The 26,150-nt window shown below is 61.8% G+C and carries 24 protein-coding genes; 13 read left to right on the top strand and 11 right to left on the bottom strand.

Going from position 1 to position 26,150, the window contains the following annotated elements; translation table 11 throughout:
• Positions 1 to 16 precede the first annotated feature (16 nt).
• Both Q8Z05_RS16525 and Q8Z05_RS16530 read left to right on the top strand, forming a co-directional pair.
• Complete coding sequence (locus Q8Z05_RS16525; protein WP_305940664.1) at positions 17 to 1,015, top strand: ABC transporter permease; 999 nt, start codon at positions 17 to 19, stop codon at positions 1,013 to 1,015.
• A gap of 51 nt (positions 1,016 to 1,066) precedes the next feature.
• A complete protein-coding gene (locus Q8Z05_RS16530; protein ID WP_305940665.1) occupies positions 1,067 to 2,143 on the top strand; it encodes a substrate-binding domain-containing protein in 1,077 nt (358 codons plus the stop codon).
• Between the two features lie 525 nt (positions 2,144 to 2,668).
• Here the strand turns inward: Q8Z05_RS16530 and ppgK are convergent.
• The 4 genes from ppgK to Q8Z05_RS16550 form a co-directional block, all read right to left on the bottom strand.
• Positions 2,669 to 3,460 carry a polyphosphate--glucose phosphotransferase gene (gene ppgK / locus Q8Z05_RS16535; RefSeq protein WP_305940666.1) on the bottom strand — a complete coding sequence of 264 codons (792 nt, stop codon included), beginning with the start codon at positions 3,458 to 3,460 and terminating at the stop codon, positions 2,669 to 2,671.
• 230 nt (positions 3,461 to 3,690) lie between these two features.
• Positions 3,691 to 4,581 carry an arginase family protein gene (locus Q8Z05_RS16540; RefSeq protein WP_305940667.1) on the bottom strand — a complete coding sequence of 297 codons (891 nt, stop codon included), beginning with the start codon at positions 4,579 to 4,581 and terminating at the stop codon, positions 3,691 to 3,693.
• Between the two features lie 44 nt (positions 4,582 to 4,625).
• The gene (locus Q8Z05_RS16545; protein ID WP_305940668.1) at positions 4,626 to 4,766 is read right to left on the bottom strand and encodes a hypothetical protein; all 141 of its coding nucleotides are present in this window, start codon (positions 4,764 to 4,766) and stop codon (positions 4,626 to 4,628) included.
• 194 nt (positions 4,767 to 4,960) lie between these two features.
• On the bottom strand, positions 4,961 to 5,845 hold the full coding sequence (locus Q8Z05_RS16550) for a LysR family transcriptional regulator (RefSeq protein ID WP_305940669.1): 885 nt from the start codon (positions 5,843 to 5,845) through the stop codon (positions 4,961 to 4,963).
• Positions 5,846 to 5,952: 107 nt separating this feature from the next.
• Here Q8Z05_RS16550 and Q8Z05_RS16555 point away from each other — a divergent pair, with 107 nt between their 5' ends.
• The 10 genes from Q8Z05_RS16555 (at position 5,953) to Q8Z05_RS16600 (ending at position 17,005) form a co-directional block, all read left to right on the top strand.
• Entirely contained in the window at positions 5,953 to 6,720 is a 768-nt protein-coding gene (locus tag Q8Z05_RS16555) for a cyclase family protein (RefSeq protein ID WP_305940670.1), read from the top strand.
• On the top strand, positions 6,717 to 8,093 hold the full coding sequence (locus Q8Z05_RS16560; protein ID WP_305940671.1) for a hypothetical protein: 1,377 nt from the start codon (positions 6,717 to 6,719) through the stop codon (positions 8,091 to 8,093). The genes Q8Z05_RS16555 and Q8Z05_RS16560 overlap by 4 nt, the downstream gene beginning before the upstream one ends.
• A gap of 170 nt (positions 8,094 to 8,263) precedes the next feature.
• Positions 8,264 to 9,829 carry a multiple monosaccharide ABC transporter ATP-binding protein gene (gene mmsA, locus Q8Z05_RS16565; RefSeq protein ID WP_305940672.1) on the top strand — a complete coding sequence of 522 codons (1,566 nt, stop codon included), beginning with the start codon at positions 8,264 to 8,266 and terminating at the stop codon, positions 9,827 to 9,829.
• Entirely contained in the window at positions 9,826 to 11,166 is a 1,341-nt protein-coding gene (gene mmsB, locus Q8Z05_RS16570) for a multiple monosaccharide ABC transporter permease (RefSeq protein ID WP_305940673.1), read from the top strand. Before mmsA ends, mmsB begins: the two co-directional genes overlap by 4 nt.
• Before the next feature lie 74 nt (positions 11,167 to 11,240).
• The gene (locus tag Q8Z05_RS16575; RefSeq protein WP_371745871.1) at positions 11,241 to 12,326 is read left to right on the top strand and encodes a substrate-binding domain-containing protein; all 1,086 of its coding nucleotides are present in this window, start codon (positions 11,241 to 11,243) and stop codon (positions 12,324 to 12,326) included.
• 322 nt (positions 12,327 to 12,648) lie between these two features.
• Complete coding sequence (locus Q8Z05_RS16580) at positions 12,649 to 12,765, top strand: hypothetical protein (RefSeq protein WP_305940675.1); 117 nt, start codon at positions 12,649 to 12,651, stop codon at positions 12,763 to 12,765.
• A gap of 344 nt (positions 12,766 to 13,109) precedes the next feature.
• Complete coding sequence (locus Q8Z05_RS16585; RefSeq protein ID WP_305940676.1) at positions 13,110 to 13,766, top strand: hypothetical protein; 657 nt, start codon at positions 13,110 to 13,112, stop codon at positions 13,764 to 13,766.
• Positions 13,767 to 13,999: 233 nt separating this feature from the next.
• On the top strand, positions 14,000 to 14,173 hold the full coding sequence (locus Q8Z05_RS16590; RefSeq protein WP_305940677.1) for a hypothetical protein: 174 nt from the start codon (positions 14,000 to 14,002) through the stop codon (positions 14,171 to 14,173).
• A 2-nt stretch (positions 14,174 to 14,175) separates the two neighbouring features.
• Positions 14,176 to 15,324: an N-acetylglucosamine-6-phosphate deacetylase gene (nagA, locus tag Q8Z05_RS16595; protein ID WP_305940678.1), complete on the top strand. Its 1,149-nt coding sequence runs from the start codon at positions 14,176 to 14,178 to the stop codon at positions 15,322 to 15,324.
• Between the two features lie 448 nt (positions 15,325 to 15,772).
• Positions 15,773 to 17,005 (top strand): saccharopine dehydrogenase family protein, encoded by a 1,233-nt coding sequence (locus tag Q8Z05_RS16600; protein ID WP_305940679.1) that lies wholly within the window; start codon positions 15,773 to 15,775, stop codon positions 17,003 to 17,005.
• A 43-nt stretch (positions 17,006 to 17,048) separates the two neighbouring features.
• Here the strand turns inward: Q8Z05_RS16600 and Q8Z05_RS16605 are convergent, their stop codons facing one another.
• Entirely contained in the window at positions 17,049 to 17,615 is a 567-nt protein-coding gene (locus Q8Z05_RS16605) for a recombinase family protein (RefSeq protein ID WP_305943600.1), read from the bottom strand.
• 158 nt (positions 17,616 to 17,773) lie between these two features.
• On the opposite strand from Q8Z05_RS16605, the gene Q8Z05_RS16610 reads away from it, so the two are divergent.
• Positions 17,774 to 17,989: an SDR family oxidoreductase gene (locus tag Q8Z05_RS16610; RefSeq protein WP_305940680.1), complete on the top strand. Its 216-nt coding sequence runs from the start codon at positions 17,774 to 17,776 to the stop codon at positions 17,987 to 17,989.
• On the opposite strand, the gene Q8Z05_RS16615 is transcribed toward Q8Z05_RS16610, so the two are convergent.
• The 6 genes from Q8Z05_RS16615 to Q8Z05_RS16640 all read right to left on the bottom strand — a co-directional run bounded on the left by Q8Z05_RS16615 (position 17,975) and on the right by Q8Z05_RS16640 (position 26,137).
• Positions 17,975 to 18,397 (bottom strand): acyl-CoA thioesterase, encoded by a 423-nt coding sequence (locus Q8Z05_RS16615; RefSeq protein ID WP_305940681.1) that lies wholly within the window; start codon positions 18,395 to 18,397, stop codon positions 17,975 to 17,977. The two genes, Q8Z05_RS16610 and Q8Z05_RS16615, sit on opposite strands and share 15 nt — an antisense overlap.
• Positions 18,390 to 19,085, bottom strand: coding sequence for an SDR family oxidoreductase (locus Q8Z05_RS16620; protein ID WP_305943601.1), 696 nt, complete (start codon positions 19,083 to 19,085; stop codon positions 18,390 to 18,392). Before Q8Z05_RS16620 ends, Q8Z05_RS16615 begins: the two co-directional genes overlap by 8 nt.
• A gap of 237 nt (positions 19,086 to 19,322) precedes the next feature.
• Positions 19,323 to 20,138, bottom strand: coding sequence for a formylglycine-generating enzyme family protein (locus Q8Z05_RS16625; protein WP_371745872.1), 816 nt, complete (start codon positions 20,136 to 20,138; stop codon positions 19,323 to 19,325).
• Positions 20,139 to 20,286: 148 nt separating this feature from the next.
• The gene (locus Q8Z05_RS16630) at positions 20,287 to 22,110 is read right to left on the bottom strand and encodes an arylsulfatase (protein ID WP_305940683.1); all 1,824 of its coding nucleotides are present in this window, start codon (positions 22,108 to 22,110) and stop codon (positions 20,287 to 20,289) included.
• A gap of 1,659 nt (positions 22,111 to 23,769) precedes the next feature.
• The gene (locus Q8Z05_RS16635) at positions 23,770 to 24,762 is read right to left on the bottom strand and encodes an Lrp/AsnC family transcriptional regulator (protein ID WP_305940684.1); all 993 of its coding nucleotides are present in this window, start codon (positions 24,760 to 24,762) and stop codon (positions 23,770 to 23,772) included.
• A 97-nt stretch (positions 24,763 to 24,859) separates the two neighbouring features.
• On the bottom strand, positions 24,860 to 26,137 hold the full coding sequence (locus Q8Z05_RS16640; protein ID WP_305940685.1) for an amidohydrolase: 1,278 nt from the start codon (positions 26,135 to 26,137) through the stop codon (positions 24,860 to 24,862).
• Between the last annotated feature and the right edge of the window lie 13 nt (positions 26,138 to 26,150).

Consider the following 26,150-nt stretch of genomic DNA (forward strand, 5'->3'; position numbering starts at 1 on the left):
CCAGAGGAAAACAACGATGTCGACCACCACTACAACTCCAGCCCCAGCTAATCCAACCACCCAGCGCTTCTCCCGTGAATGGTTCCAAAACCTAGCCATCCGCTACGCGATGGTCATCGTCATGCTGCTCGTGATCGCCTTTTTCCTCTACCGCAGTGCGCGGTTCGGAACGGTCGATAACGTCACAACGATCCTCATCGCAGCAGCCCCGTTCGCTCTGATCGCCCTGGGGCAAACGCTCGTCATCCTCACCGGCGGCATCGACCTGTCCGTAGGCAGCGTCATCGCCGTCAGCGCAATGTCCGGCGCCCTGTTCGCCAAGTCCTTCCCGGACCAGGTCTGGCTCTCAGTCCTCGTCGCAGTACTCGTCGGACTGATAGCCGGCAGCATCAACGGTGCAGTCATCTCACTGATCAACGTACCGCCCTTCATCGCCACACTGGGAATGCTGACCCTAGCCTCCGGACTGGCCTTCGTCGTCGGTAACGGCGCCCCCATCAACGGACTTCCAACAGCCTTCGGGCAAATCGCCAATACCCAGATCCTGGGCCTGACCATCCCGGTTGTGCTCATGATCCTGGGCATCGTTGGCTTCGGGCTGATGATGCGCCGCACCACCTACGGGCTGAGGATCTACGCCGTGGGCGGCAACAGGCTCGCCTCCGAGATCGCCGGCGTGAAAACCGGGCGCGTTCTCTTCAGCGTCTACGCCATCAGCGGCGCCCTGGCCGGCCTCTCCGGCATCATGCTCTCCTCCCGCGTCATCAGCGGCTCACCGAGCCTGGGCCAGGGCTACGAACTGGACGCCATCGCCGCCGTCGTCATCGGCGGGGCAAGCCTGATGGGCGGGCGCGGCACCATCTGGGGCACAGTCCTGGGCCTCCTGCTCATCCAAACCCTCAACAACGGCCTGGACATCCTCACCGTCCCCGCCTACTGGCAGGACGTCATCAAAGGCGTGCTCATCGTCACCGCAGTCGCGATCGACGTCTGGGCCAGCAAACGCCGAACCTGACCACCCGCTGCACCCGCCACCAACAGGCAAGCCATAAGGAGAAACCAATCAATGAAGATTAGCCAGCTTATTCGCCGCGGAACCGCCGTGGCCGCCACCGGAGCCCTCGCCTTGACCCTGGGAGCATGCGGCGCCGGAGACCCCAGTGCCCAGAACGCTGCCAGCGAAGGAGGCAAGAAGCCAGTACGAGTCGGCGTCAGCGTCTACAACATGTCCTCCTTCATCACCGCAGGGAAGGAAGGCATCGACCGGTACGCGAAAGAAAACAACATCGAAGTCCTCTGGAACTCAGCAAACAACGACGTCAGCACCCAGGCAAGCCAGATCGACCAGTACGTCAGCGCGAAGGTCGACGCCATCCTGATCGTCCCTGTCCAGCAGGACTCGCTCCAGCCGCAGGTAGCTGCAGCAAAGGCAGTCGATATTCCGATCCTGGACGTCAACGCCAGCCTAAAAAACCCTGACCTCTCAGGCAGCGTGCAACCCGACGATGTCGCAGCCGGCGCCCAGGAAGCCGAAATGATGATGAAGAAACTGGGCAACAAAGGCAAGGTCGTCATCCTCGAAGGACCACTCGGTCAATCCGCACAAATTGACCGCTACTCGGGTATCGAGTCCGTGCTGAAGAAGAACCCGGACGTCCAGGTGCTCGCCAAGGACACCGCCAACTGGAGTCGCGAAGAAGCGGTCAACAAAATGAAGAACTGGATCTCGGCCTTCGGAACCGAAATCGACGGAGTGATCGCCGAGAACGACGACATGGGCCTCGGTGCTCTCCAGGCCCTTCGCGAAGCCGGCATCACCAACGTCCCCATCGTCGGCATCGACGGCATCCAGGACGGACTCAACGCGGTAAAGAACGGAGACTTCATCGGCACCTCCCTCCAAAACGGCACAGTCGAACTGGCCGCAGGAGTCGCGGTCGCAGCCAAAATCGCCCGAGGCGAGGAAGTCAATAACCATGGCACGTACAAGATGGCTGCCATCACCAAAGACAACGTCGATGCCGCCCTTGACCACGTAGTGAACAAGCGCGAAGTCTTCCTGAATGAGCTGACCAAGCTCATCGACAAGAATCTGGAGACCGGCAACCTCGCCTACGAGGGCTTGCCCGGCCAGGAGAAGTAGCAACGCTCCACGCGGCTCCCTCGCTTCTTGCCCTTACTCTAGGCATTAGCTCCCACAGGTTTCGTTCGCAACCTGTGGGAGCTAACGGGGTTAAACCTCGGATAATCTGCAGCCTGGCAACCGCAGCCAACCCAGAACTCCCGGACCTACTTTGGAACGCCGATAACGGATATGCCGTCAACCGCTCGTGTGTAGTGACTGCCCCTGCTTCCTGACGACGACGCCGAGTTAGATCGGTCCATGGCTGGGGTCAATCCAGGTTTTCCACGGCTGGAAATTGGGAGCCGTTGGGGTAGCTCCCCAGCAGCAGTCGCGGTGGATAACCTATGGCGATTGTCCCCGGTTGTGGGCTGCGGTGCGTGCGAGCAGTCCGATATGTCAGGTTGGGGTGTACCTCAATAGGGATCGCCGGCAGCCTCACGGATCTATATGGTTTTCGAAAAAAGGGATGAGGGGCGCCAGCAGGCATCACTGGGGGTTGTGGGGACTATTCGAGTGCGGCCGAGTCGCCCTGCGGCGGAACCATTACAGATGGTGATCGGAAACACCTGTTCGCCCCTTCTGCTGGTTTACGTTGAACGCTGCGCCGACAATTCCCGCGTCATTCAGGAGAAGGGCCGGGACGATGGGTGTTCGGAGCTGCAGTTTAGGCAGGTAGTCACGCGCGCGTTGGGAGATACCACCTCCGACAATGAAGAGTTCTGGTGACAGGAGGTGTTCCAGATGCAAAAAGTAGCGCTGCAGCAGGGAGCTATATTTGTCCCAGGAAAGGCCGTGTCGTTCGCGGGCGACTGCGGACGCTCGCGCTTCTGCCTTGAAACCGTCGATTTCCAAATGGCCCAGCTCGGAGTTCGGAACAAGCTGCCCGTCCACGACGAATGCGGATCCGATACCGGTGCCTAGGGTGATCATCAGGACACTGCCAGAAACCCCGGCACCGGCCCCGTAATGGGTTTCGGCAAGGCCGGCTGCATCGGCGTCGTTAACGACCTCCACTGCTCGTCCCAGCCGGTTCGTCAAGAGCGCACTAATGTTCTGGTTCAACCAACTCTTGTCCATGTTTGCCGCAGACAGGACTATGCCTTGCTTGATGATGCCAGGAAAGGTGACACCGATAGGGGAGTTGGCTGCCAGCTCGGAGGAGGCGGAGAGCTTATCGGCTATCAGGGCAACCGCTTCGGCAACAGGCCCTGTTGTAGCAGGCCGCGGGGTAGCGACGCAAAGAGGTTTGCCCAGGAGCGCACCACTTGCAAGGTCAACGACGCCGCCCTTAATTCCAGTGCCTCCGATGTCGATGCCGATGAGCGGGGTTGTCATGTTGCAGGTCTCCATCCTTGCGGTCGAACTCTCTTTAGGGACAAGCGCGGCGTTTTGCCCTGCGGCAGAAGGAAGCAGGGACCGGTGAAATGATCAAAACCCCAAGCGCTGCCGAGCTAAAGGGGTCCACCAGGGGCCATGCTGCCGGACAAACTAAGGGGAAGTAGGGCCAACGACGTGACCTGTCCCGCGACGCTCATAAGTTGTTCGAGATTTTTTTAAAGAAGGCGCTAGATCAAGGGCATTTCGGAAAGAATGGCACGCATATGCATCGCTTGTCGTGGAATGAATTCGGCTACGGTGAAACCGACGACCTCTACCGAATCTGCGACGTCTTGGATGATCCGGCGCAGGTCTGTTGCTTTAAGGCCGTGCGGCTCGGACCCCAGTCCCAGCATGTGCTCGTTTCCATCGATTGAGTCGACGTCGAAGTGGATTGCCACCTTGGTGCAGTTTGTGGACTGGAGCCATTCAAGCAGCGCCGTGCTGTTCTCAGAGAGCTCCTTGGGGCTGAACGAATGCAGGCCCCACTCGGCAATGTGGGGGTAATCGTCTTCTGTCCATGAGTGCAAACCCACGAGGGCGACACGTTCAGCGTCGATGATCCCCGGCAGTAGTCCTGTAATTTCGGGATCACCTTTGCCAACGAGTGTTGAGACAGCCATGGCATGGTATCCGTCGTACTCGCTATCAGAAGTGCCTACATCCGGATGCGCATCAATCCACACCACTGCAACGTCATCCCCGTACCGATTTGCAAGGTAGGAGAAGGGCGCGACGCTGACAGAGCATTCCCCGCCAAGCGTGGTGATCTGGTCGGGTTGCTGCTCGTTGATCAGCTTAAGCGCGCATGCAAGCTGGTCAACGAGTATTGGTTTTGCTTCGATGCCATCCTGTGTTTGCGTGCCCTCACCAGACATTGTTACTGGCACAACGACTGTGGGACCGTCGTGTGGGGGAAGCACAGCCTGGAGCACGGATGCCCCCAGTGCATATCCTCTGCGGGCAACTTCCAGTGGAAACTCGGACGCGTAGATCCTGATGGCATCCACGCCTCCGCCCTGCCATTGGGGCCATACGACACGAAGGTGTCTTCCGATGCTGCTTTTTGATGCGGCCATTGACGCTGCTCCTTGCTTGGTGGTTCGCTACGGACGAAGGGCCGCTACGAGCGCGCCTGGGAAGCGTCAACGGCAGGTTGATAGAACACGCGCGGCTCACCTAAGAGTGCGCCATGGTGCAGGTCGAGGACGCCCACTTTGATATCCGTGCACCCGATGTCGACGCCGATAAGTATTGAGGTCATTCGTGGATTCCTGTCGTAAGGGGGTTTTAATCTATGAACGGCGGCAGGCATGAGGAACAGGGGAACGTAGTGCTGGTCCTGCTGCTACGCGGGGGCAAGACCGACGGGCTTGAGACCACGTCTGGGCTGGCGGCACGGAGGAGCCCTGTGTGGCGGGCGGCGGCCCTCATGCACGGCAACGCGTGCATGGGCCGTTAAGCGGCAGCGACAGCGGCGGGCTGGGTCTGGGCGGCAACGGCGTTTACCAGTGCCCGTTCCAGGGGCCCAATGTCGGTTCTCGCCGCCGCCATAACGCGCTCGGTGGGCGGCGGGTTGAGCACGATCTTTTGCAGGGAGCGCTCGTCCACGGCCCGGTCCGCGGTGGTGAAAGTGATCCCCAGCCCCGCCGCGACCATCGCCTCGGCAGCCTGGGCCGATGAGGCGGCAAGCGTGACGTCGTCAGCGAAGCGCCATCCATCGCTTATCGAGGCGAGGCGTTGGAGGGCGGGCGAGCCGACCCAGCCCTCGCCGAGGAGGTCCTCGGCGGAGACTTGGTCCCGGCCTGCGAGCCTGTGGTGAACGGGCACCAGGAGCATGTAGTCCACGTCGAAGGCGAGCATCAAGTCGCCGGGCCATTCTTTGAAGTCGACACCGAACCCGACATCGATGGTTCCCCGTTGGATTGCTTCACGCAGCAGCTGGCCGTTTTCATACTCCTGTACGCGGGCGCGCAATTGCGGGTGCTGTCCCCGCAGGGATCCCAGTGCTGCTGCAACCCGGGCGACATGCTCACTGTGCTGGATACCGACGGCGATTTCGGGGATCTCGGCGGCTGCGGCAGTGAGCGAAGCCAGTCTGGCGGTGGCAATTTCCCCTGAGAGGTGCCTGACCTTGTCCAAGAACGCCTGACCTGCTGCCGTGGGGAAAGTTCCACTGGGAAGCCGGTCGAACAGCCGGACGCCGACTTCATCTTCAAGAGCAACGATCTGCTGTGACAGCGATGGCTGGGCCACGTGCATTTGTTTGGCAGCGAGGCAAATAGATCCGGCCATTTCGACGGCGAGGGCTGCATCGATCTGGCGGAGAGTTATTTTCTCCATAGAGAAATCCTATGCCTATGCCCTTCAACCCTAATAGGTTCGCCCTATGCCCCTAAGTGGGGATTGGTCTTTGATTCGGCGCCATACCCGAGCGCACGCTTGATGGCATGACCATCCACAACGAACTGGACCTGCATCAGTCAGCGGCCGAAGCGCTGCGTGACACCCTCAACTCCTACCGCGTCGTCGACCTCAGCCGCGAACTGATCCAGGGAATCCCCACTTTCCCGACTCACCCCAAGTTCTTCCTGCTGCCCTTCCCGGCGATGAGCGACCCGGCCGAATTCAACCAGCTCATCATGAGCGATCACTCCGGCACCCACGTCGACGTACCGGCTCACTTTGTGCCGGCCCACGACGATGACCGGCGCGTCTACACTCACGAGATTCCGGTGACCGGCCTGATGGGTCGTGCCGTGAAGTTAAGCTTCGGCCCATACGAACCCACCAGCTACAACATCGGCCTGGACGAGATCATCGAGTGGGAAGCGCAGAACGTCGCGATCGAAGCCGACGACATCGTCCTGTTCGATACGAAGTGGGAGCACCGCTGGTCGCTTGTTCCCGAAGGCTTCGACTACCTGCGCGGCTGGCCGGGAATCACTGGTGAAGCAGCCAAATACCTCCGCGAAAAAGGCGTCAAGGCGGTTGGCATCGACTGCATCAGCATCGACCCGGGTGACAAGTCTGGCGACGGCCTGCGTGCGCACTACGAACTGCTGCCCCATGGAGTGCTCATCATGGAGAACCTCTGCAACCTGGTCGAGGTCCCCACTGTCAGCTACTTCATGGCACTTCCCCTGCGACTGACTGGCGGCACCGGCTCTCCGCTCCGTGCCATCAGCCTGATCCCGAACGGCGGTGTCAACCAGTGACCCGCGACGTCTCCTTCAAGGAAGTCCAACTGCCCGAACTCGCCGTCCTCGAAGACGAGCCGGTCTTGCCCCGCAACGTTTACGAGCAACGGTGGGCACGGCTCCGGGAACGCATGGAGCAAACCGGCCTTGGCACCGTCGTTGTCTACGCCGACCGGGAACACCCCGCCGGTTCGCTCTACCTGACCGGGTTCGACCCGCGGTTTGAAGAAGCCGTCGTCGTCGTTGGACTCGGTGGCCCGGTCGCTGTCATCGCCGGCAACGAATCCCTGTCCATGGTTACCGACCGCGGACTGGACCTGAAGGGCGTGCTATGCCAGTCGTTGAGCCTGCCCGGTCAGAAGCGTCAAACCCAGCGCAGACTGTCCGACGCTCTCGCAGAAGCCGGGGTTGATGCGTCGCGTCCCGTTGGCCTGGTCGGGTGGCGCTCCATTCCCCAGGACGACGTCCAGGGGTCTGAGCCGGCGTTCGCCGTACCCCACTTTGTCCTGCAGGAGCTGCGCCATGTTGCCGCTTCCGGCGTTGTGGACGCCAGTGACCTGCTGGGCAGCAGCGACGGGCTGCGTGCCACAAACGACGTTCACCAGCTGGCGCTGAATGAGCATCGGTCCACCCGCGCGTCCGGGCATGTGTGGCGGGCGATTGAAGCCCTCCGGCCCGGCATCAGTGAATTGGAGCTCTCCGTTCTTATGGGGCTTACCGGGCTTCCACTGGCGGCTCACGTCATGCTGGCCACCGGCGCCGACCGGGTCAACGGGCTCTACAGCCCTTCCGGCCGGGTAATCGGCCGCGGCGACAGGCTCTCCACGGCAGTCGGCCTGCAGGGCGGGCTAGCCTCCCGTGCCGGCATCGTGGCAGAAATCGGTGATGAGGAACTCAGCGAAGAACAGCGAGAGTTTGTCCGCGGCTACTGGTTGGCTGTTGCGACCTGGTACGAATCCCTGGCGATCGGGGCCTCCACGGGTGACATCGCAGAGAAGGTCACCAAAGTCCTGGCGACGGCAAACATCGAACCGCTGCTGAACCCCGGTCACCTGCAGCACGTCGATGAGTGGCTCGACAGCCCGTTCGCTATCGGCAACGATCACCGGATCCACTCGGGCATGTCACTGCAGGCCGACATCATCCCGGTCGGGTCCGACCCCGGCATGTTCGCGAACGTCGAAGACGCTCTCGCCATTGCAGACGAAGCGCTGCGTGCAGAGTTCGCCGAACTCTACCCGGCAGCCTGGGAACGTGTGCAGCAGCGCCGCGCCTGGATGGAGCAGGCGCTCGGCATCCACCTCGCCGAGGAAGTACTCCCGTTCTGCGACCGGCCCGCAGCGCTCCCCCCGGGACTGCTCAGCCCCACTTTTGTCGCGACACTTACCTGAGAAACCACCGGATCGGGTGCCGCCACAGGTGGCCGTCAGCCCCGCTGGCGGCCACAGCACCGCACCTCTCCGTCCCATGGGCGGTCGGCACCCCTTCCGAGGCGACCTCGCACTGTTCAAGGGCTTCGACACCTGCTTTGCCCCTACCCCGAAAGGGAAAAGGAATGCCAATGGCACCACAACCAGTCATCCTCGAGATGCGCGCGATCACCAAGGAATTTCCCGGGGTGAAGGCGCTTGAGGATGTTTCCCTCACGGTTCGAGCCAACGAGATCCACGCGATCTGCGGCGAAAACGGTGCCGGGAAGTCCACCCTTATGAAAGTTCTCTCCGGCGTATACCCGCACGGGAGTTACACAGGAGACATCGTCTATCAGGACGAAATCATGCGGTTCAAGGACATCAAGTCCAGTGAGCAGCACGGGATCGTCATCATCCATCAGGAACTCGCCCTCATCCCCGAACTGTCGATCACCGAGAACATCTTCCTCGGCAACGAACCCGGCCGCAACGGGTTCATCAGCTGGAGCGAAGCCCGGCGGCGCGGCGTCGAGCTGCTCGCCAGGGTTGGGCTCGCCGATGACCCGGACACTCAGATCAAGAGCATCGGCGTCGGCAAGCAGCAGTTGGTCGAGATCGCCAAGGCTCTCAACAAGAACGTCAAACTCCTGATCCTCGACGAGCCTACGGCGGCACTCAATGAAGCGGAGTCCGCGCACCTGCTCGACCTCATCGTCGGGCTCAAACACAAGGGCGTCAGCTCCATCATCATCAGCCACAAGCTCAACGAGATCGAGAAGGTCTCCGACCAGATCACTATTATCCGCGACGGACACAGCATCGAAACCCTCGACGTCAAGGCGGACGGAGTCGACGAAGACCGCATTATCCGCGGGATGGTCGGCCGCACCCTCGAAAGCCGTTTCCCCGAACGTACCCCGAACATCGGTGACACGTTCTTCGAAGTGCGCAACTGGGTCGTCCAGCACCCGCAGGTCTCTGAGCGGCTTGTCGTGAAAAACTCCAGCTTCTCCGTCCGCCGCGGCGAGATCGTCGGCTTCGCCGGTCTCATGGGGGCGGGCCGGACGGAGCTCGTGATGAGCATCTTCGGCCGATCGTACGGCAACTTTGTCTCGGGGGAGATCCACAAAGACGGCCGTCAGATCCAGGTGCGCAACGTCTCCGAGGCGATCGACAACGGCCTGGCCTACGTCTCCGAGGACCGCAAGGTGCTTGGACTGAACCTGCTCAACGACATCAAGGAATCGGTAGTATCCGCCAAGCTGAGCAAGATCGCCAGCCGGGGTGTCGTGAGCAACCACAAACAGCAGGCGGTCGCCGAAACGTACCGCAAGAATCTCCGCATCAAGTCCCCGGATGTCCACCGAAACGTCGGAACCCTCTCGGGCGGCAACCAGCAAAAGGTGGTTCTGGCCAAGTGGATGTTCACCGACCCGGACATCCTGATCCTGGACGAGCCCACCCGCGGCATCGATGTCGGCGCCAAGTTTGAGATTTACGCCATCATCCAGGAACTCGCGGCCCAGGGGAAAGGCATCATCCTCATCTCCTCCGAGCTCCCCGAACTCCTCGGAATCTCCGACCGCATCTACACCATCTTCGAAGGTCAGATCACCAACGAACTCGCCATCAGCGAAGCAACCCCCGAGACGCTCCTGAAGAGCATGACATCCGCCAGCAAGAAGCCAGCCACGAAGGACGTGACCCGATCATGACGACCCAGATTCGCGAGAAAAAATCGGCAGGAGGGATCCGCGACCTCGGCAAAATGTTCGGCTCCGGCCAGTCAACGGGACGCCAGTTCGGCATTCTCGGGGCGCTCGTTGTCATCACCGTCATCTTCCAGATCCTCACAGGCGGCAAGACCCTCGATCCGGTAAACCTGATCAACCTGATCAACCAAAACGCCTACGTGCTGATCCTGGCAATCGGCATGGTGATGATCATTATCGCCGGCCACATTGACCTCTCGGTCGGCTCGACCGCGGCGATGGTCGGGATCATCGTCGCGAAGGCGATGACCGAGTGGCACCTGCCCTGGCCGGCCGCTATCCTGCTGGGACTAGGCATTGGCGCTGCCGTCGGAGCTTGGCAGGGCTGGTGGGTTGCCTACGTCGGCGTCCCGGCGTTCATCGTCACTCTTGCCGGAATGCTGATCTTCCGGGGACTCAACCAGCTCGTCGGAAACGCCAACACCATCCCGGTCCCGGCCGACTTCACCTTCATCGGCGGCGGATTCCTCCCCGAGTGGGGACCCGATACGGGCTTCAACAACTCCACGCTGCTCCTGGGCCTGGTCATCGCGGCGGTCCTCGTTGTCCTCGAACTCCGGATGCGGCGAACCCAAACCAAGTTCGGCTCCGACAAGGCGCCTCTGTGGGTCAGCGCGTTCAAGCTCGTCGTGCTCGTCGGGGTCGTGCTGTACGCGACGTTCCTGTTCGCCGGCGGCCGGGTCGGCACCTCGTTCCCGGTCTCGGGCATTATCCTGGGCGTCCTCATCATCATCTACTCGTTCGTGACACGCACCACCGTCTTCGGCCGCCACGTCTACGCCGTGGGCGGGAACGCACACGCTGCCGAGCTCTCCGGAGTGAAGATCCACCGGGTCAATTTCCTGCTGATGATGAACATGTCAGTCCTGGCAGCGCTGGCCGGCATGATCGCCATCGCCCGTTCCATCTCCTCCGGCCCCCAGGACGGCCTCGGCTGGGAGCTGGACGCGATCGCCGCGGTCTTCATCGGCGGAGCCGCGGTAGCCGGAGGCATCGGTACCGTCGCCGGCTCCATCGTCGGCGGCCTCGTCATTGCGGTGCTCAACAACGGCCTTCAGCTGCTCGGCGTGACCAGCGACAAGGTCCAGATCATCAAGGGGCTCGTGCTCCTCATCGCGGTCGGCATCGACGTGTACTCCAAACGCCGCGGCGGCCCCTCGCTGATCGGCAGGTTGCTCAACCATGGCAAGACCCCGGGTACCCCCACTTCCAAACCAGACAGCCTGGTGGCCGCCCGCGCCGACGATTCCACCGAGGACACCCCGGCCCTGGTGCCCTAAGTCCCGCACCAACCGCAACACCTTCACATAATGCTCCACCCATGCAAATGTGGGTTTCACAGAAAGATACGCCAGTGCGAAAAATCACCACAGCGACAATGACCGTCGCAGCAGCCACCATGCTCGTGCTCTCCGGGTGTTCCGGCCGCGGAGAGGCCACACAGTCCGCCGCAGCCGGCTTCGACAAGGGGTCCACGATCGGCGTGGTCCTTCCGACCAAGACATCCGAAAACTGGGTCCTTGCCGGTGACCTGTTCACCAACAGCCTCAGGGACGCGGGCTTCAAGGGCGATGTGCAGTACGCCGGTGCTTCCAGCTCGGTCGCCGATCAGCAGTCCCAGATTTCCTCGATGGTCACCAAGGGCGCCAAGGTCATCATCATCGGTGCAGTTGACGCTGGCCAGCTCACGTCCCAGGTGAAGGCCGCCCACGACGCAGGCTCCGTCGTCATCTCCTACGACCGTTTGATTGTCAACAGCCCTGACGTGGACTACCACATCGGCTTCGACTCGTTCCGGGTCGGGGAACTTCAGGGACAGTCCCTGTTGGAGGGCCTCGAGGAGCGGTTCCCGGACAAGAAGACCTACAACGTCGAGCTCTTCTCCGGCTCGCCTGACGATTCCAGCGCCGCCGCCTTCTTCAACGGCGCCATGAAGGTCCTCAAGCCCAAGATTGACGACGGCACCCTCAAGGTCGTCTCCGGCCAGTCCGAAATCAAGCAGACCGCCACGCCGGGCTGGCTGCCGCAGAACGCCCAGATCCGCATGGACACCCTGCTCGCCGGCACCTACGGCTCCACCGACCTCGACGGTGTCTTGTCACCGAACGACACGATCGCCCGGGCGATCATCACCTCGGTCAAGGGCGCTGGCAAGACCGTTCCCGTCGTGACCGGCCAGGACTCCGAAGTGGAATCCGTAAAGTCCATCGTCGCCGGACAGCAGTACTCCACCATCAACAAGGACACCCGCCTCCTGGTGAAGGCCAACATCGAAGCTGTCGAGGCTCTTGCCGGCGGCCAGAAGCCCAAGACCAACACCGAGATCGACAATGGAGCAAAGAAGGTTCCCGCCGATCTGCTGACGCCCCTGATCGTCACCAAGAAGAACGCCGTCGAAGCCTACGCCAACGACCCCGTCCTGGCCCCGCTGACCAAGTAGCCGCAGGACCCCTTACGGGAGGCGGGCTGTATCCCCAACGACCAGCCCGCCTCCCGTCCTGCCCTACATGCCGCAACCGCAGATATTTCCCGGCTCAACAGTCTCCGGCAGATGCTCATCACTGGTCGATCTGCAGAACCGTTCCTCTCCTGCAAATCGCTATCCCGAAATCTGGAGAAGGCATGACGCCCACAACCAACACGGCTGGTGGCAAAGTCACCGCACCTGATCGGGCCACTTTGAAGCAACTGCTCGACCATGCTGAGCTCCTCCCACGGCAGGCTATGAATGGGAATTTTTCCGCCTCGACGGCTCAACCGGAATGAGCCTTTGGTGGTGGGACCACGAAGTGCGCCACACCGGCATCCTGCTGTCTGCCGATTGCCCCTTCATAAAGGGCTGCAAGCCAATTGCTGTAGGGCCGCGGCAAACAAACTAAGGGCCCGCCCACGTAAACCGCCTCCTCACGGCTTTTTCTGCCTCGCCCACGACTACTTGCCAGGCGTCTCCAGCAAACCCACAGGAAACCCATGTCTTCAATCGATGTCCATGAGCACAACAGGGAGGATCTGGACGATGCGCTCCAGGCTGCCGTCCCCAAAGCAATCGGGAAGGCACTCTCCTTCCCAGGGAAAGGAATCCTTGTAACTCGCCACAATTACAACTCCTACAGCGTCAAGCTGACTCACGGAGTGCCTTTCGGTACGACCAGGGAACGGGATCTCTTACTCCCCAACGCCGCGAGTCAAACTCTGACCCAGGGGCCGTCCTCTTTAGCAGGCCATGGCTGATCAGAGCGCACTTCTACAAATACTTGAACGCATAAATTCCTTCGACGCTGTCGTCTGGGATTTCGACGGCGTCCTATCCGAAACGGAGGCACTTCATCAGGAAAGCTACAGACAAGTCACGATGTCCCGGGACTTCACCCCTGAGGGCGACTGGTACACGCCTCTCATCGGCAACACCGCAAACGAAAACTGGCGGATCCTGATCAACCGGGGTCTGCCCGCTAAGGAATCAGACCTCCCGGCCCTTGAAACGGAACGCGAGCACGCATTCAATTCAGTTGTAGGAGCGGGACTGCCCCTCAGCGGGATCGGAGCAATTCTCGTCCCTGCCTTCGCCGCGAGCGGTACAAAACAAGAGATTGTCTCGAACGGCGATCTAACGCTGATACGGGCTTCTGTTCGGCAGTGGGGCTTTGACGACGTTTTGAACGTCGTCCCACGTCACCGTGCTGAGGACAAGCGCGCGTTGCTCGAATCGCGGGCACGACCAGGCGTCGTGACCTTTGACGACACCGACAGATACCTTCGGGTAGCCGAGGAGGCTGGCGCATTGGCCGTTGGCGTCCGACACCGACATAACGCTCACTGCGAGCTTAGCGATCTCGTCTTGCATATCGGCTCCCTGCCGGGCACCAATCGGCATCCCTAAATCAGTTTCATTGCTCATTCCGCGGAACAAAGGTAGGAGTGCAGAGTATCCCGCAGCGCTTCGGCAGACGCTGATGCAGGTCCAGTTCGTTGTAGATTGTCATAGATCAACAGTGCGGTTTCGGTAACCGGTGAAATCAAAGACGAATCTGTGCCTAGACGCATAGGCAGGGGCTATTAGAGGGCCGCTAACCCCTATTAGGCCTTGCGGGCATAGCCATAGGATTTCTCATTATGGAGAAGATCACCCTTGAAGGACCCGTCCGCGCACAATGCCCCGCTTTGGCAAATCAACTGCATCCACGCACCACCGTAGTTCTCGATGAAGCAGCCGCTGCCGAACTGCAAAACAGCGCCTACTACCGCTACACCTGGGAGGAGAACAAACCTCACCGGCAGGGGCTCTGACCATGGGCGTCCTGATCCATAACGCCACCGCACTGGACGCCAACGGCCGGGTCGACAATGCCTGGGTTCACTCCTCAGGCAAGATGATCGCAGCGACCGGAGTCGGAGGCGGCTGGACCGCCGAAAAGGATGACGTAATCCTCGACGCTTCCGGGGCCTGGTTGGTTCCGGGCTTTATTGACCTCCACGTGCACGGCGGCGGAGGACACTCGTTCCATGATGACGGCCAGTCAATCCAAAAGGCCCTCGCCGCCCACCGAACCCACGGGACCACCCGGTCCCTTATAAGCCTGGTCACAACGCCCCCGGCCGCTGTACGACAGCAGCTCGAGACCATCTCCACCCTAATGGCCCACGACAGCCTGATCCTCGGGGCACACCTCGAAGGCCCGTTCTTGTCGCCCCTACACAAGGGCGCCCACGACCCGCAGTTACTCATGGAACCCGCAGCGCAGACCGTTCAGTCTCTCCTAGAAACCAGCAACGGCGTCATCAGGCAGATAACACTGGCGCCAGAGCTGCCCGGCGCGGCCGACGCGATAGACCGCTTCGTCGAAGCAGGAATCATTGTTGCCATCGGACACACCGACGTTGACTACGACGGGGCACGCAAGGCATTCGACCAAGGTGCCCGGCTCCTCACCCACGGCTTCAACGCCATGCGCGGCATCCACCACAGGCACCCCGGCCCCGTGCTGGCCGCCTTCGATGACCCGCGGATCGTCATCGAACTGATAGCGGACGGAATCCACATCGACCCACGCGTGATCTCCATGGCCTTCCAGCAGGCCCCGGGACGAATTGCCCTGGTCACAGACGCCATGGCCGCCGCGGGAAGCGCAAACGGCACCTATCGCTTGGGATCCCAACCAGTCGAAGTTAAAGGCAACCGCGCGGTCCTGACAGGCACGGACACTATCGCAGGATCGACACTAACGCAGGACCGTGCCCTCGCGTACGCCATAGATACAGTCGGTCTGCAGCCAGCGGCCGCTGTCGCTGCACTAACGCAGACGCCAGCCCGCGCACTGGGGTTGGAGAACGAGTTTGGTCTCCTGTCAGCCGGGTACCGGCCGGACTTTGTCCTGCTGGATCACCACTGGAACGTGCAGGGCGTCTGGGCCGATGGCGAACGGCTCACGAGGGCTTAGACCGAACATCCGAAAAGCACTAGTGAAGGCCCTGTGAACTAACAGTGGGTTCATGACCGGTCGGAGCTTGTGAACGCAAAGAAGGATGGCAGGAAAAAGCCCCTTCTGGGGACTCTTCCCCGCCCACTTTGAACGCCGATAATGGAGATTCCGTCAACCTGCCTCGGCCGGGGCAAAACGAGTTTGCTTACCCCGCGGCCGGAATTGGTGGCGACTCTGGTCCGTCCATGGCTGGGGTCAATTCAGATTATCCACGGCTGAAAATGGGAGCCGTTGGGGTAGCTCCCTCTGCAGCAGTAGCGGTGGATAACCTACGAGAATTGTCCCCGGCTGCGGGGCGGGCGGACCGAACTGCTCGTTCGAACGCAGGTCAGTTCCGGTTGTTCCGAGGGCCAAGGCAAGGGAGCCGTGTGTCAGCTTGGAGTTGCCGCTGTGAAAGGCTGCAGTTATGGACAACTCATCTCGGGAACATGACCTCGTTCTCTACGGAGCTACGGGTTTCGTTGGCAGGCTGATCGCCGGCTACGTCGCGGAGCGTGCACCGGCCGGTATGCGAGTCGGACTCGCGGGCCGGTCCAGGTTCAGACTCGGGGCGGTTCGGTCGCAGTTGCCGGTCGCGGCGCACGGATGGGCCCTCATCGAAGCCGACTCGGAGGACGCGGACTCGATCGCCGCCCTGGCCGCGGACACACGCGTGCTCTTCACAACGGTCGGTCCATACGCGAAACACGGACTACCTGTCGTCGAGGCCTGCGCACGGGCCGGTACCCATTACGCCGACCTCGCGGGGGAGGTTTCCTTCATGCGGGAGGCGATCGATCGCTACGACGTTCTGGCCAGTACGAGCGGGGCCAGGATCGTGCACTCCTGCGGCTACGACTCCGTGCCGTCCGACCTCGCTGTACTGCTGCTTCATCAGGCGGCAGAAGCCGATGGCGCTGGCGGTTTGGTCGAGGTCCAACTCGTTGCTACGGCCAAGGCTGGCATTAGCGGAGGCACGCTCGAATCGATGCGCGGGCAGCTCGATGCGATGCGATCGAGCACCGCCCTGAGGTCATTAGCCGTGGACGCCTACGCTCTGAGCCCCGACCGCGCACAGGAGCCGACGACGCAACAGCCTCTTGACGCCGGTCCCGTGTGCCGTTCCGATGACGGCACCTGGACCGCGCCTTTCATCATGGCCGCGGCCAACACTCGGATAGTGCGCCGCAGCAACGCTTTGCAGGGCTGGGCCTACGGCCGCTCCCTTCAGTACGGCGAGGTGTTGGGGGTGGCCCCCGGACCGGCAGGAGCAGTCATCGCCAAGGCAACGGCACTCGGGCTCCGCGCATTCACGGGCGCGATGGCATTCCCACCCACCCGGCGGGTGCTCGAGCGCTTTCTTCCGGCACCAGGTACGGGTCCGAGCAGCAGCACGCAGCGCGAAGGCTGGTTCCACTCCCAGGTAACCGCCCGCACAGAGAACGGGCACCGATACCAGGCGATTGCTGCCGGCCCCGGTGATCCCGGCTATGCCGCCACCGCCGTGATGGCAGGCGAGACTGCACTCGCTCTTGCCCTCGACGGTGAACGGCTGCCGACCGCGAAAGGGTCGCTGACACCGGCCACTGCACTCGGCAACGTACTCATACAGCGACTCCGCGCGGCCGGCCACACTTACCAGGTAACCAAACTCGCCTGAACCCAGCTCCTGCACATCGACGGCGCACGCAGGGGAGCGTGCCTCACTCCACCTTGGCCTGGCGCAGGTACTGGTAGACCGTTTCCCTGCTGATCCCGTAGTCGCGGGCAAGGACGGCTTTCGGGACACCGTTGCCCGCCCGCTGGACCAGTTCGGCGGCTCGTTCCGGCGGGAGGGTCTTTTTCCGCCCCTTATAGGCGCCGCGCTGCTTGGCCAGGGCAATCCCTTCCCGCTGGCGTTCCCTGATGAGGGAACGCTCGAATTCAGCGAACGCGCCCATGACGGAGAGCATGAGGTTGGCCATGGGGGAGTCCTCGCCGGTGAAGACCAGACTCTCCTTGACGAACTCCACCCGCACGCCTTTGCGTGTCAGCCCCTGAACAAGAGCACGCAGGTTATCGAGGTTCCGGGCCAGCCGGTCCATGCTGTGCACCACCACGGTGTCCCCATCTCGCGCGAACCGCAGCAACTCTGTAAGCTCTGGCCTCGCGGTGTCCCTGCCCGAGGCCTTATCCGTGAAGACCCGGTCCAGAACCTGGCCTTCGAGCTGGCGCTTCTCGTTCTGGTCCAGCGTGCTCACGCGTACGTACCCGATCCGCTGTCCAGTCACCGGTGCCTCCAAGCTCATCCTGTCAGGTTGAGTTCTAGGCCCCTCTCAGAAAAAAGTCAAGGCACTGCCCCGATCCGTCAGGTTTGGGTGTACTTCATTGCCACGGGGGACTAGAGGGCTTTCGGAGACGCTCTCGGCGGCAAGAAGCGCGTGAAAATTTGGTCCCGGGCTCACGGAGGGGACCTGGCGGCGAGGGAATCCTTTACGAAACCCAAGCGGAGACCGACACGCAGCTTGCCAACATCGCGCTGGGGCGGCTGGCGCGGAAAGAGGAATTAGCGGTCGCCTGCGGCTTCCTGCTCAGTGACTTCGGCGGCTACCTCACCGGCACAGAGCTTTTGGTCGACGGCGGCAGGCGGCTAACTGGCCACTGATGCCGTCTCGGCATACCGGGCGAGGTAGGCGGTTTCAGCGGCGGTGAGTTTCCGCGGGCGGCTCGATTCTGGGTCCAGCGGGACCACGACCGTGGTGCCCGTGAAGACAGTGGCGCCTTTTTGGATACCGGTATGGCGGACCGTAAAGGAGCCGTTGCCTACCCTGGAGATGTCGAGCACCAGCTTGAGTTCATTCTCGTAGCTGACGGGCTTTTTGTACTCGACGTTCAGCGAAGCCACCACCTTGGGGCATCGGAACGAGTCCAGCCCGTCAGCGGCCGCCTTGATGTTGAGCCACCGCACGCGCGCCTCCTCCATCAGCGTCACGATGCGGGCGTTGTTGATGTGCCCGTTGACGTCCTGGTCGGACCAGCGGAGGGGCATGAGCATTTCGAAGCGCTCAGGCATGCGGACCGCCCGTGATTTCCAGTATTATTCCGGTCATGTAGTTGGAGATCCCGCTGGCCAGGAACAGCACCACGCTTGCTACTTCCTCAGGCTCGCCGAAGCGGGTCAGTGGGATCTCGGAGCGCTTCTTTTCCGGCACGTCCGGGCGGAGTGATCCGACCATCTCGGTCCGGATGATGCCCGGCTGGATGGCGTTTACCCGGATGCCGGCGGCGGCCGCCTTGGTCAGGCGAGCGATCCCCGCCTTCGCGGCGCTGTGGTGAGTCTGACGGGCCGTGCCGATCTTGCCCGAGAGGGACGAGACGTTGATGATGGAGCCCTGTGTTCCCAGCTTGCGCATGGTGTCGGCGGCCGCCCGTGTGCCCAGCCAGGCGCCTTTAAGATGGACCGAGATGACGTCATCGAAGTCGCTTTCGGTCATCATTCGCATCTTAGCGTCCCGGGTGAAGCCGGCGTTGTTGACATAACGTCCAGGGACCCGAAAGTATCGACGGCGGCGCTTGCCGCAGCGGGGACATCCTCTGGGGAGTTCACATCGCAGACGACCGTCACAACGCCCTTCCCCCAGAGTTGCCGCAGCGCGTTCCAATGCTGCGGCATCCAAGTCGGTAAGGACAATGTTGCTGCCCTGCTCCGAGAGTGTGAGGGCTGTCGCTAGGCCGATGCCCCTCGCTCCCCCGGTGACCACGCTGGCCTTGTCCTGCAATAGCAAAATGCGCTCCTCAAATCGGTTGGAACTCGTGTATCAGAAATGGCTCGTAGGACTTGTTGATAGAGGGGATACCCTGTCACCCTGATCGTCCCCTGGGGTACACCCTATGAAACAGAATGCAGGCCTCCCCTGTTCAGGGGGAGGCCTGCATCTACCTGCAGGCTCTTTAGCGAGCCTGCAGCCCGAATAGCTGTGTCAGTTTACTTATTGGTCTCACCCTATGTCGGCGGCTACTCGGAATCCGATGTTGCCGGAGGTGGATTGCGGGGTGTTGGAGTTGCGGGCCGCGACCCTGTAGCGATTGCAGTAGGAGTCGTGGCACAGGTAGGACCCGCCCCGCAGCACACGTCGGGTGCCGGATGCCGGACCGTGGGGATCACTAAGCGGGGTCTGGGAATAGTAGTCCGTCTCGAACCAGTCCCGGCACCATTCCCACACATTGCCGGCCATCTGCCACAGTCCGTACCCGTTAGGTCGGTAGGTCTTCACCGGTGCGGTGGTGAGGTAACCGTCGTCGGCGGAGTTCTCGTGCGGGAACCGGCCCTGCCAGATGTTGCAGTTCCACGCCCGGTCCAGGGTCAGCTCATCTCCCCACGCCAGGCGTTTTCCCTGCAGGCCGCCGCGGGCGGCATACTCCCACTCGGCCTCGGTGGGAAGACGGGTGCCGGCCCATTGACAGTACGCGGTTGCGTCATCCCAGGAGACGTGGACGACCGGGTGGTCGTCCAGCCCGGTCAGGTCAGATGCCGGTCCGTGGGGGTGTTGCCAGTCGGCTCCTTTCACGGCCAGCCACCAGGGGATACCGGCGGCCTGGTTGAAGATGTCGCTGCGTTGTCCCTGGAAGGCGGCGTAGAAGACGGCCGAGACCCCGAACTGTTCTGCGGTGGTCCTGTAGCCGGTCGCCTGCACGAACTTCTCGAACTGGGCGTTGGTGACCGTTGTGGTCTGCATACGGAAACCCCCCAATGCCACCTGGTGGACGGGGGTCTCCCCGTCCGTCGGGTAGCCCTCGTTATGGTGGTCTCCCATGGCGAATCTGCCGGCGGGGACGTCTGCGAACTCACCTGGTGCTTGCTGGCGGGTGGTAATGCCCGAGAGAGCGGGCTGAGGATGGAAGGAGCTGGTTGTTGTGACCGAGCCGGAGGAGGAGAGGTCACCAACTGACGGCGAGCAGCAGCTACTCATTGGTGGCGGTCTCCGAAGCATTCTTTTCAACCGCCCAATCCATGACGTACCACTTGTCAGCGGCAGCTGGTGCGATTTTATTGACCGCTTCAAAGTCGACCACAGCGACACCGTTCTCTTGGGCGTACTGGTCCCATTTGTGGCTCAGGTCATCGAGGACGTCCAGGCGATCGGCTGCGAGGTTAGTAGTCTCGCCTGGATCCTCGGCCAGGTTGTACAGCGAGTACTCACCCGTGCCACCCATGGGTTCAGGGGCGAATACCAGCTTCCAGTCACCGGAGCGGTAGGCGCGGTGTCCGAAGTGTTCCCAGCCGAATTCATCATCCCCGATGGTCTCCGAGATGCCCTCCAGCAGTGGGCGGGCGGAATCACCCAGGAGGTTGCCGACCGAGGCGAGGTCGGCCCCGGCGTACTCGGCGAAGGTGGGGTAGAGATCGGTGATATGGGCGAACGTATCGACAACCCGTCCAGCGGCATCCCCGTTGGTTCCCGGGGCCTTGACAATCGCCGGCACCCGGGTGCCGCCCTCAAACAGGGTGTTCTTGGCCTGGAAGTAGGGGCCGGATGAAACTTGAGCCCAGGGGAGACCGATGGACGCGAAGGATCCCTGCTGACCGTATGCCTCCATGTCCCCGATCAGTGGGTAAGCCCTGTCGTGCCAGCCTTTCTCAGTGCTAAATCCGAGGTAGTTAGCCTGGGTACTGGCGGCTGCGCCGTTGTCGCTGACCACCGCGATCAGCGTGTTGTCGTACTCGCCGGTGTCCTTGAGGTGGTCGATGACCCGGCCAATTTGTTCATCTGCCTCGTGGATTACCGCTGCGTAGGTGGCCATCCGGTAGGCCAGATCCTGCTGCTGGAGGGGAGTCAGGGACTCCCATTCAGGTGTGCGATCCAGCCACCGGGTTTCCATGCCTTCGTCGATGAGACCGAGTTCAGCCATACGCTGGATACGTTCGGCTCGAAGGTCTACGAAGTCTTTATCCATGTACACGTCTAGGTACTGCTCAATGAGTTCTTCGTTCTCCACATGCAGGGGATCATGGGGAGCGGTGTAAGCGAGGTAGCTGAAGAACGGCTGGTCAGCTTCCAGGCTCTGATCGACCATCTGAAGCATTTCATCGGTATAGGAACGCGTAGAAAAGAAATCGTCCGGCAGTTTGTCGACCCGCTCACCGTTGCGCTCATGAATGACGGTATCGACCGGCTCCACCGGCCTGTCAAAGAGGCGGTGCCCGTCGGAGAAGTAAGAGGCGCCAGCATCGTAGAGGGTGAAATTCTGGTCGAAGCCGAGGTCCTGGGGGGTCTGGCCTTCTTCCCCTCCCAGGTGCCACTTGCCTACCTGGTAGGTGTTGTACCCGGTGTCGCCCAGCAGCTCCGCGATGCCGGTGAAATCTCCCTCCAGGCTACCCTTGTAGCCCGGGGTCGTCACGGGCACTCCCGGCGGGGTTAAACCCTCCATGGAGCCCAAGCCGACTCGGTGTCGGTCCTGGCCGGTCATGAGCTCTGCACGCGTGGGAGCACAGAGGGGAGAGGCATGGAAATCGGTGAACTGAGTACTCTCCTTGGTCAGGGCATTCAGGTGCGGCGTGTCAATTTCGCTGCCATATGCACCCAGGTCGGTATACCCCAGGTCATCCAAGAGGATCATCATGATGTTCGGCTGTTCCTGCCCCTGTGCCGCAGGCGTGATCTCCTGTCCGGTGGATTCTGAGAAAATTCCGCAACCGGCGAGGCTGGAGGCAAGGAGAACGGAGGCGCCTACAGGCAGGCTCGCCAAAGCCAGACGGCCAGGGTTACGTGTGGTAGAAAATTTCATGTGCTTTCAACTTTCAATATCGCGGGAAGAAGGCCAGTGAAAGGCGACCGGGCCCACCTGGGAAGGGGCACATGCTCGCCGACTAATGAGAGAGGTAGAGGAGCTCTACCGGTCGAGTACGACAAGGAGCTTGGCACTAGCTGGACAGCTTTACGATCGGCTTGCTCACGGTTGTTAGGCCCAAGGTAGGCCGCTCCGGGCTCCATCGGTCGGGGACCATTTCGCCCCTCAGGTCTTTCGTCGTGCTGCCAGAGACAACACTGACTTTTGACGCAGTCAGCTTGATCGCACCCTGAGTACCTATGTGAGCGAGGCGCGTCAGGTCAAGAGTTGTGGTGCGCCGAGCCAGGATACCAATCGCCCCTCTGGATCCCAGCTCTCCCGCAGTTCCTCCAAGCGCCGGAGGTTGTTGTCGGAGATGAATGGGAACGGTCTGTTGAGCCGGTTTTCGTCAGGAAGGGCGGTTCCCGTGGCGTACGGCTCAAACGCGCGCATGTGGTCGGCAACCCAATGGGTGTGCTTGTCCTCGCCCCGTCGCGTCCCCCACTCGGCGTAAAGGCAACTTTGACCCTCGGGATAATGCTTCGGCACGTGGTCGTGCCAGCACAGTCCCCGCCTCAGATTTTCGTAGCCTTCGGTTCCCCGCCGCACAACCCTGCCGGCAAGCCTGGTTTCGGGCATAAGTCTGATCACGCTCTATCTCCTGACGATAGGGCCTTGCGGCCGTCATTCGAGCGGTGAATGCTTCATTGCATCCGCAATCCCGAGCTGCGACGCCCAGCAACTCGCGATGTCCACGCGATTGAATCGGTCTCCGTCTGACGCAACTTTGCGCCGACGCTTAGGCATCGCTAAAGTTGTACAACAGATTTCAGTCGTTCGTCAACAGATTGTTACGCTTCAACGGCTTGCGGAATCGACTCCTGCCTCTAGAACACCCCATCTTGCGCCTAGGAGCTGCCCAGCCGTAGGCCAGGAAAGGACCACTGCGCTCACTCCCCGGCCCGCTACGTAACTCCGGGCCGCGGGTCGGCGAGGCAGGCCTCACCGTTCACTCCTGTCACCATTGCCACCGCTTTTTTCGCCACGCTTTGGAGCTCTTCCAACAGCCGGCAGTGCTGCTTAAGGGGTCACGTCATGACTCCAGGCAGTACCTGCGCCTCTGCCCGGAAAGCCGCTACACAATAGCTCACTGTGATGCTTCCAGGGTGAAGTCCCACCTTCTAAGACCGCTACGTGAATCACCGATAAGGGATATTCCGTCAAACTGCCTCGGCTGAAGAACCCTTGCGTGCTGATCAGGCAGCCGGAACTGGTGGCGACTCTGATCCGTCCATGGCTGAGGTCAATTCAGGCTATCCACGGCTGGAATTGGGAGCCGTTGGGGTAGCTCCCTTGCAGCAGTAGCGGTGGATAGCCGATGAGAACTGTCCCCGGCTGTGGGCGGGCAGACCTGACTTCTCGTTCAAGCGCTGATCAATTCCGGTTGTTTTCGGAACCAAACCAGGAGCCATATGTCAGGTTGGGGTGTGGGTCACCATGACAGGAGGGCGGCGCTACCGGGAAACCTGACGGGATGGCGTTGGCCGGGCGGCCCAGGATGGTGCTTTTTTCCAGTTGTTTTCGGTGCCGAAGCCGTAGCCTCTTTACGCGGCCTGCTTAGGCTGCCGCCGCGGGCCCTTCCGGAATTCCATTGTGGTAGCGCAGGGTGCTTCGCTTGAATATTTCCGCATAGATGGAGGACTGGGCCGAGGTCACGCCGTCGCGTTTCTGGAGGTCGGCCAGCAGCAACCCGAGGTCCTCCAGCGCGGCTACCGCTACCTGTGCCACGAGCTGGTCGCCGGAGGCAGCGGCCCAGCGCGTGACGGGGAGGTCGGCGAGGTATTCCCCCTGTCTGCGCGTCGATCCGTCCGCGCAGGTGATCGTGATCAGGGATTCGACGGGGAAGCCCAACGCTCTCAGGTCCGCCACGGCCCTGATGAACAAGGTTCCGGATCCGGTCATCGCATCCAGCCGTCGGCTGACGGTTGCTTTGGAGACCGACAGTTCAGAAGCGAGTTCGTCCAAGGTGGCCCGGCCATTGCCGTGCAGCAGCGAGGCCAGCCTGCGGCTGGTCTCATCGAGCGGAGCGCGGTCGATCGCCTTGCCGGCGAGGCGGCCGTCCTCGTCCGAGTGGAGCGCTGCGTACTGTTGTTTGGTGAGAACATCCGGCGTCCAGCCTGAGGGGGTGCGGAAGTACTCGAACAACGGCATCATGGTGAACGACTGAATGCCGTCCACCTTTCCGAGGCGGTGGTATAGCAGGTCGGCCAATGTATCGGGGGCGAGGAACACTCCCGCCACTGCCTCATTCGATCCAGAGAGGGCGCTGACCCACGAGGACTCGTCCTGGTCAGCGAGCCAGGAACAAACTCGGCGCAGCTCCCTGGGAGTTGCTTGCACGCGGAGCAGGAAGGAGGTACGGGAACTTACTGCTGCTGGGTTGATGAAGGCGTTGATGCGTATGGCCCCGGATTCGAGGAGTTTGTTTCCGCGGCGCGCCACGGTCCGTTCCTGTTGGCCGAGGATCTCGGCGATCAGCCGCCACGGGGCGCGGCCATTGCGCACGAGCGCGGCCATTATCTGCCGATCGAGCGTATCAAGCTGCTCCACGTCCAGTTCCTTCGTTGCTGTTTCGGCCGTCGATGCAGGCCAGGCTAGGTACCTGGCCTGCGCGGGGCGGCAGGGTTTCCTATCGCCCCGCGTCATCTCAGTTCCGGCCCAGATAGGCTAGCACTCCGGAAAGTGCTGCACTTGTTCCTCCGACGACGGCGGCGTGCGCGTCCGGAGCGAAGAACGGCGAATGGTTGCCGGCAGGCGTTGCGCCGTCCTGGAAGAGTTCCGGGGTGAAGGCGCCAAAGGCCCAGTAGACACCCGGGACGCCGATGGCGTCGCTGAGCCAGCCCGCATCTTCGGAAGCCATCCCGAGCGGAGCTTCGGTCAGGGCGTCCGTGCCGAAGTCTGCCGTGAACGCTTCGATGATGCGGCCCGTGGCCGCCGGATCATTATAGCAGCGGGGGAAGTTGTTCAGTTCCGAGATGGTTGGTTCGGGGGCTGCGGAGGCAGCGGCTTCGGCCGAGATGATCCGGCGGATTGCTGCGAGGACGGTGGCGCGTGTGCCTTCATCCGGTGTCCGGACGTTGATGGAAAACTCCGCAGTGTCGGGGATGATGTTTTCCTTCAGGCCCGCGTGGAACGTGCCCACGGTGATAACGGCAGGCGTGGACGGTGCCAGTTCGCGCGAGACGATGGTCTGGAGCCGAAGGACCATGGCGGAGGCGGTAACGATGGGATCAATTGATTTCTCCGGCTGCGAGCCGTGTGCCTGCCGGCCGTGAACTGTGATCTTCCAGGAGTCTGCCAGGGTGGCCATGTGCCCGTCCCGGATGAAGAGCGTGCCTTTGGCCGCGGGCAAGACGTGCTGGGCCAGCACCACCTCGGGTTTTGGCGCCCGGTCCCACAGGCCGTCATTGATCATTGCCCTGGCGCCGTGTGCGGTCTCCTCGCCGGGCTGGAAGATCAGGACCAGGGTACCCGCCCACAGTTCCCTGCGTTCCGTGAGGACGTTGGCAAGTGCGAGTGCTGCCGCGACGTGGGTGTCATGCCCGCAACCGTGCATCACAGGGATCGCGGCACCGTCCGGCTGCGTGACAGTTGCCTCGCTGGAGTAAGCCAGGCCTGTCTGTTCGGCGATGGGCAGTCCGTCGGTGTCGGCCCTGAAGCCGACGACTGGCCCGTCTCCGTTCCTGAGGACAGCCACTACCCCGGTGACCCCGCAGCGGAAGGATTCAATCTCCAGGTCTGCTAGGCGGTCTTCGATGTAGGCGGCGGTCTCGAATTCCTGGCCCGACAGTTCGGGATGGGCGTGCAGGTGCTCGTACACGGTGATGTATTCGTCCACAAATGATTCAGGAACTTCTATGGCGGCCGTCAGCCGCACACTCGTACTCGTGGTGGTGGTGGTGGTGGTGGTGGTGGTGGTGGTCATGTGTGTTTTCCGT

This window comes from Arthrobacter oryzae (genome assembly GCF_030718995.1).
Taxonomy (GTDB): Bacteria; Actinomycetota; Actinomycetes; order Actinomycetales; family Micrococcaceae; genus Arthrobacter; species Arthrobacter oryzae_C.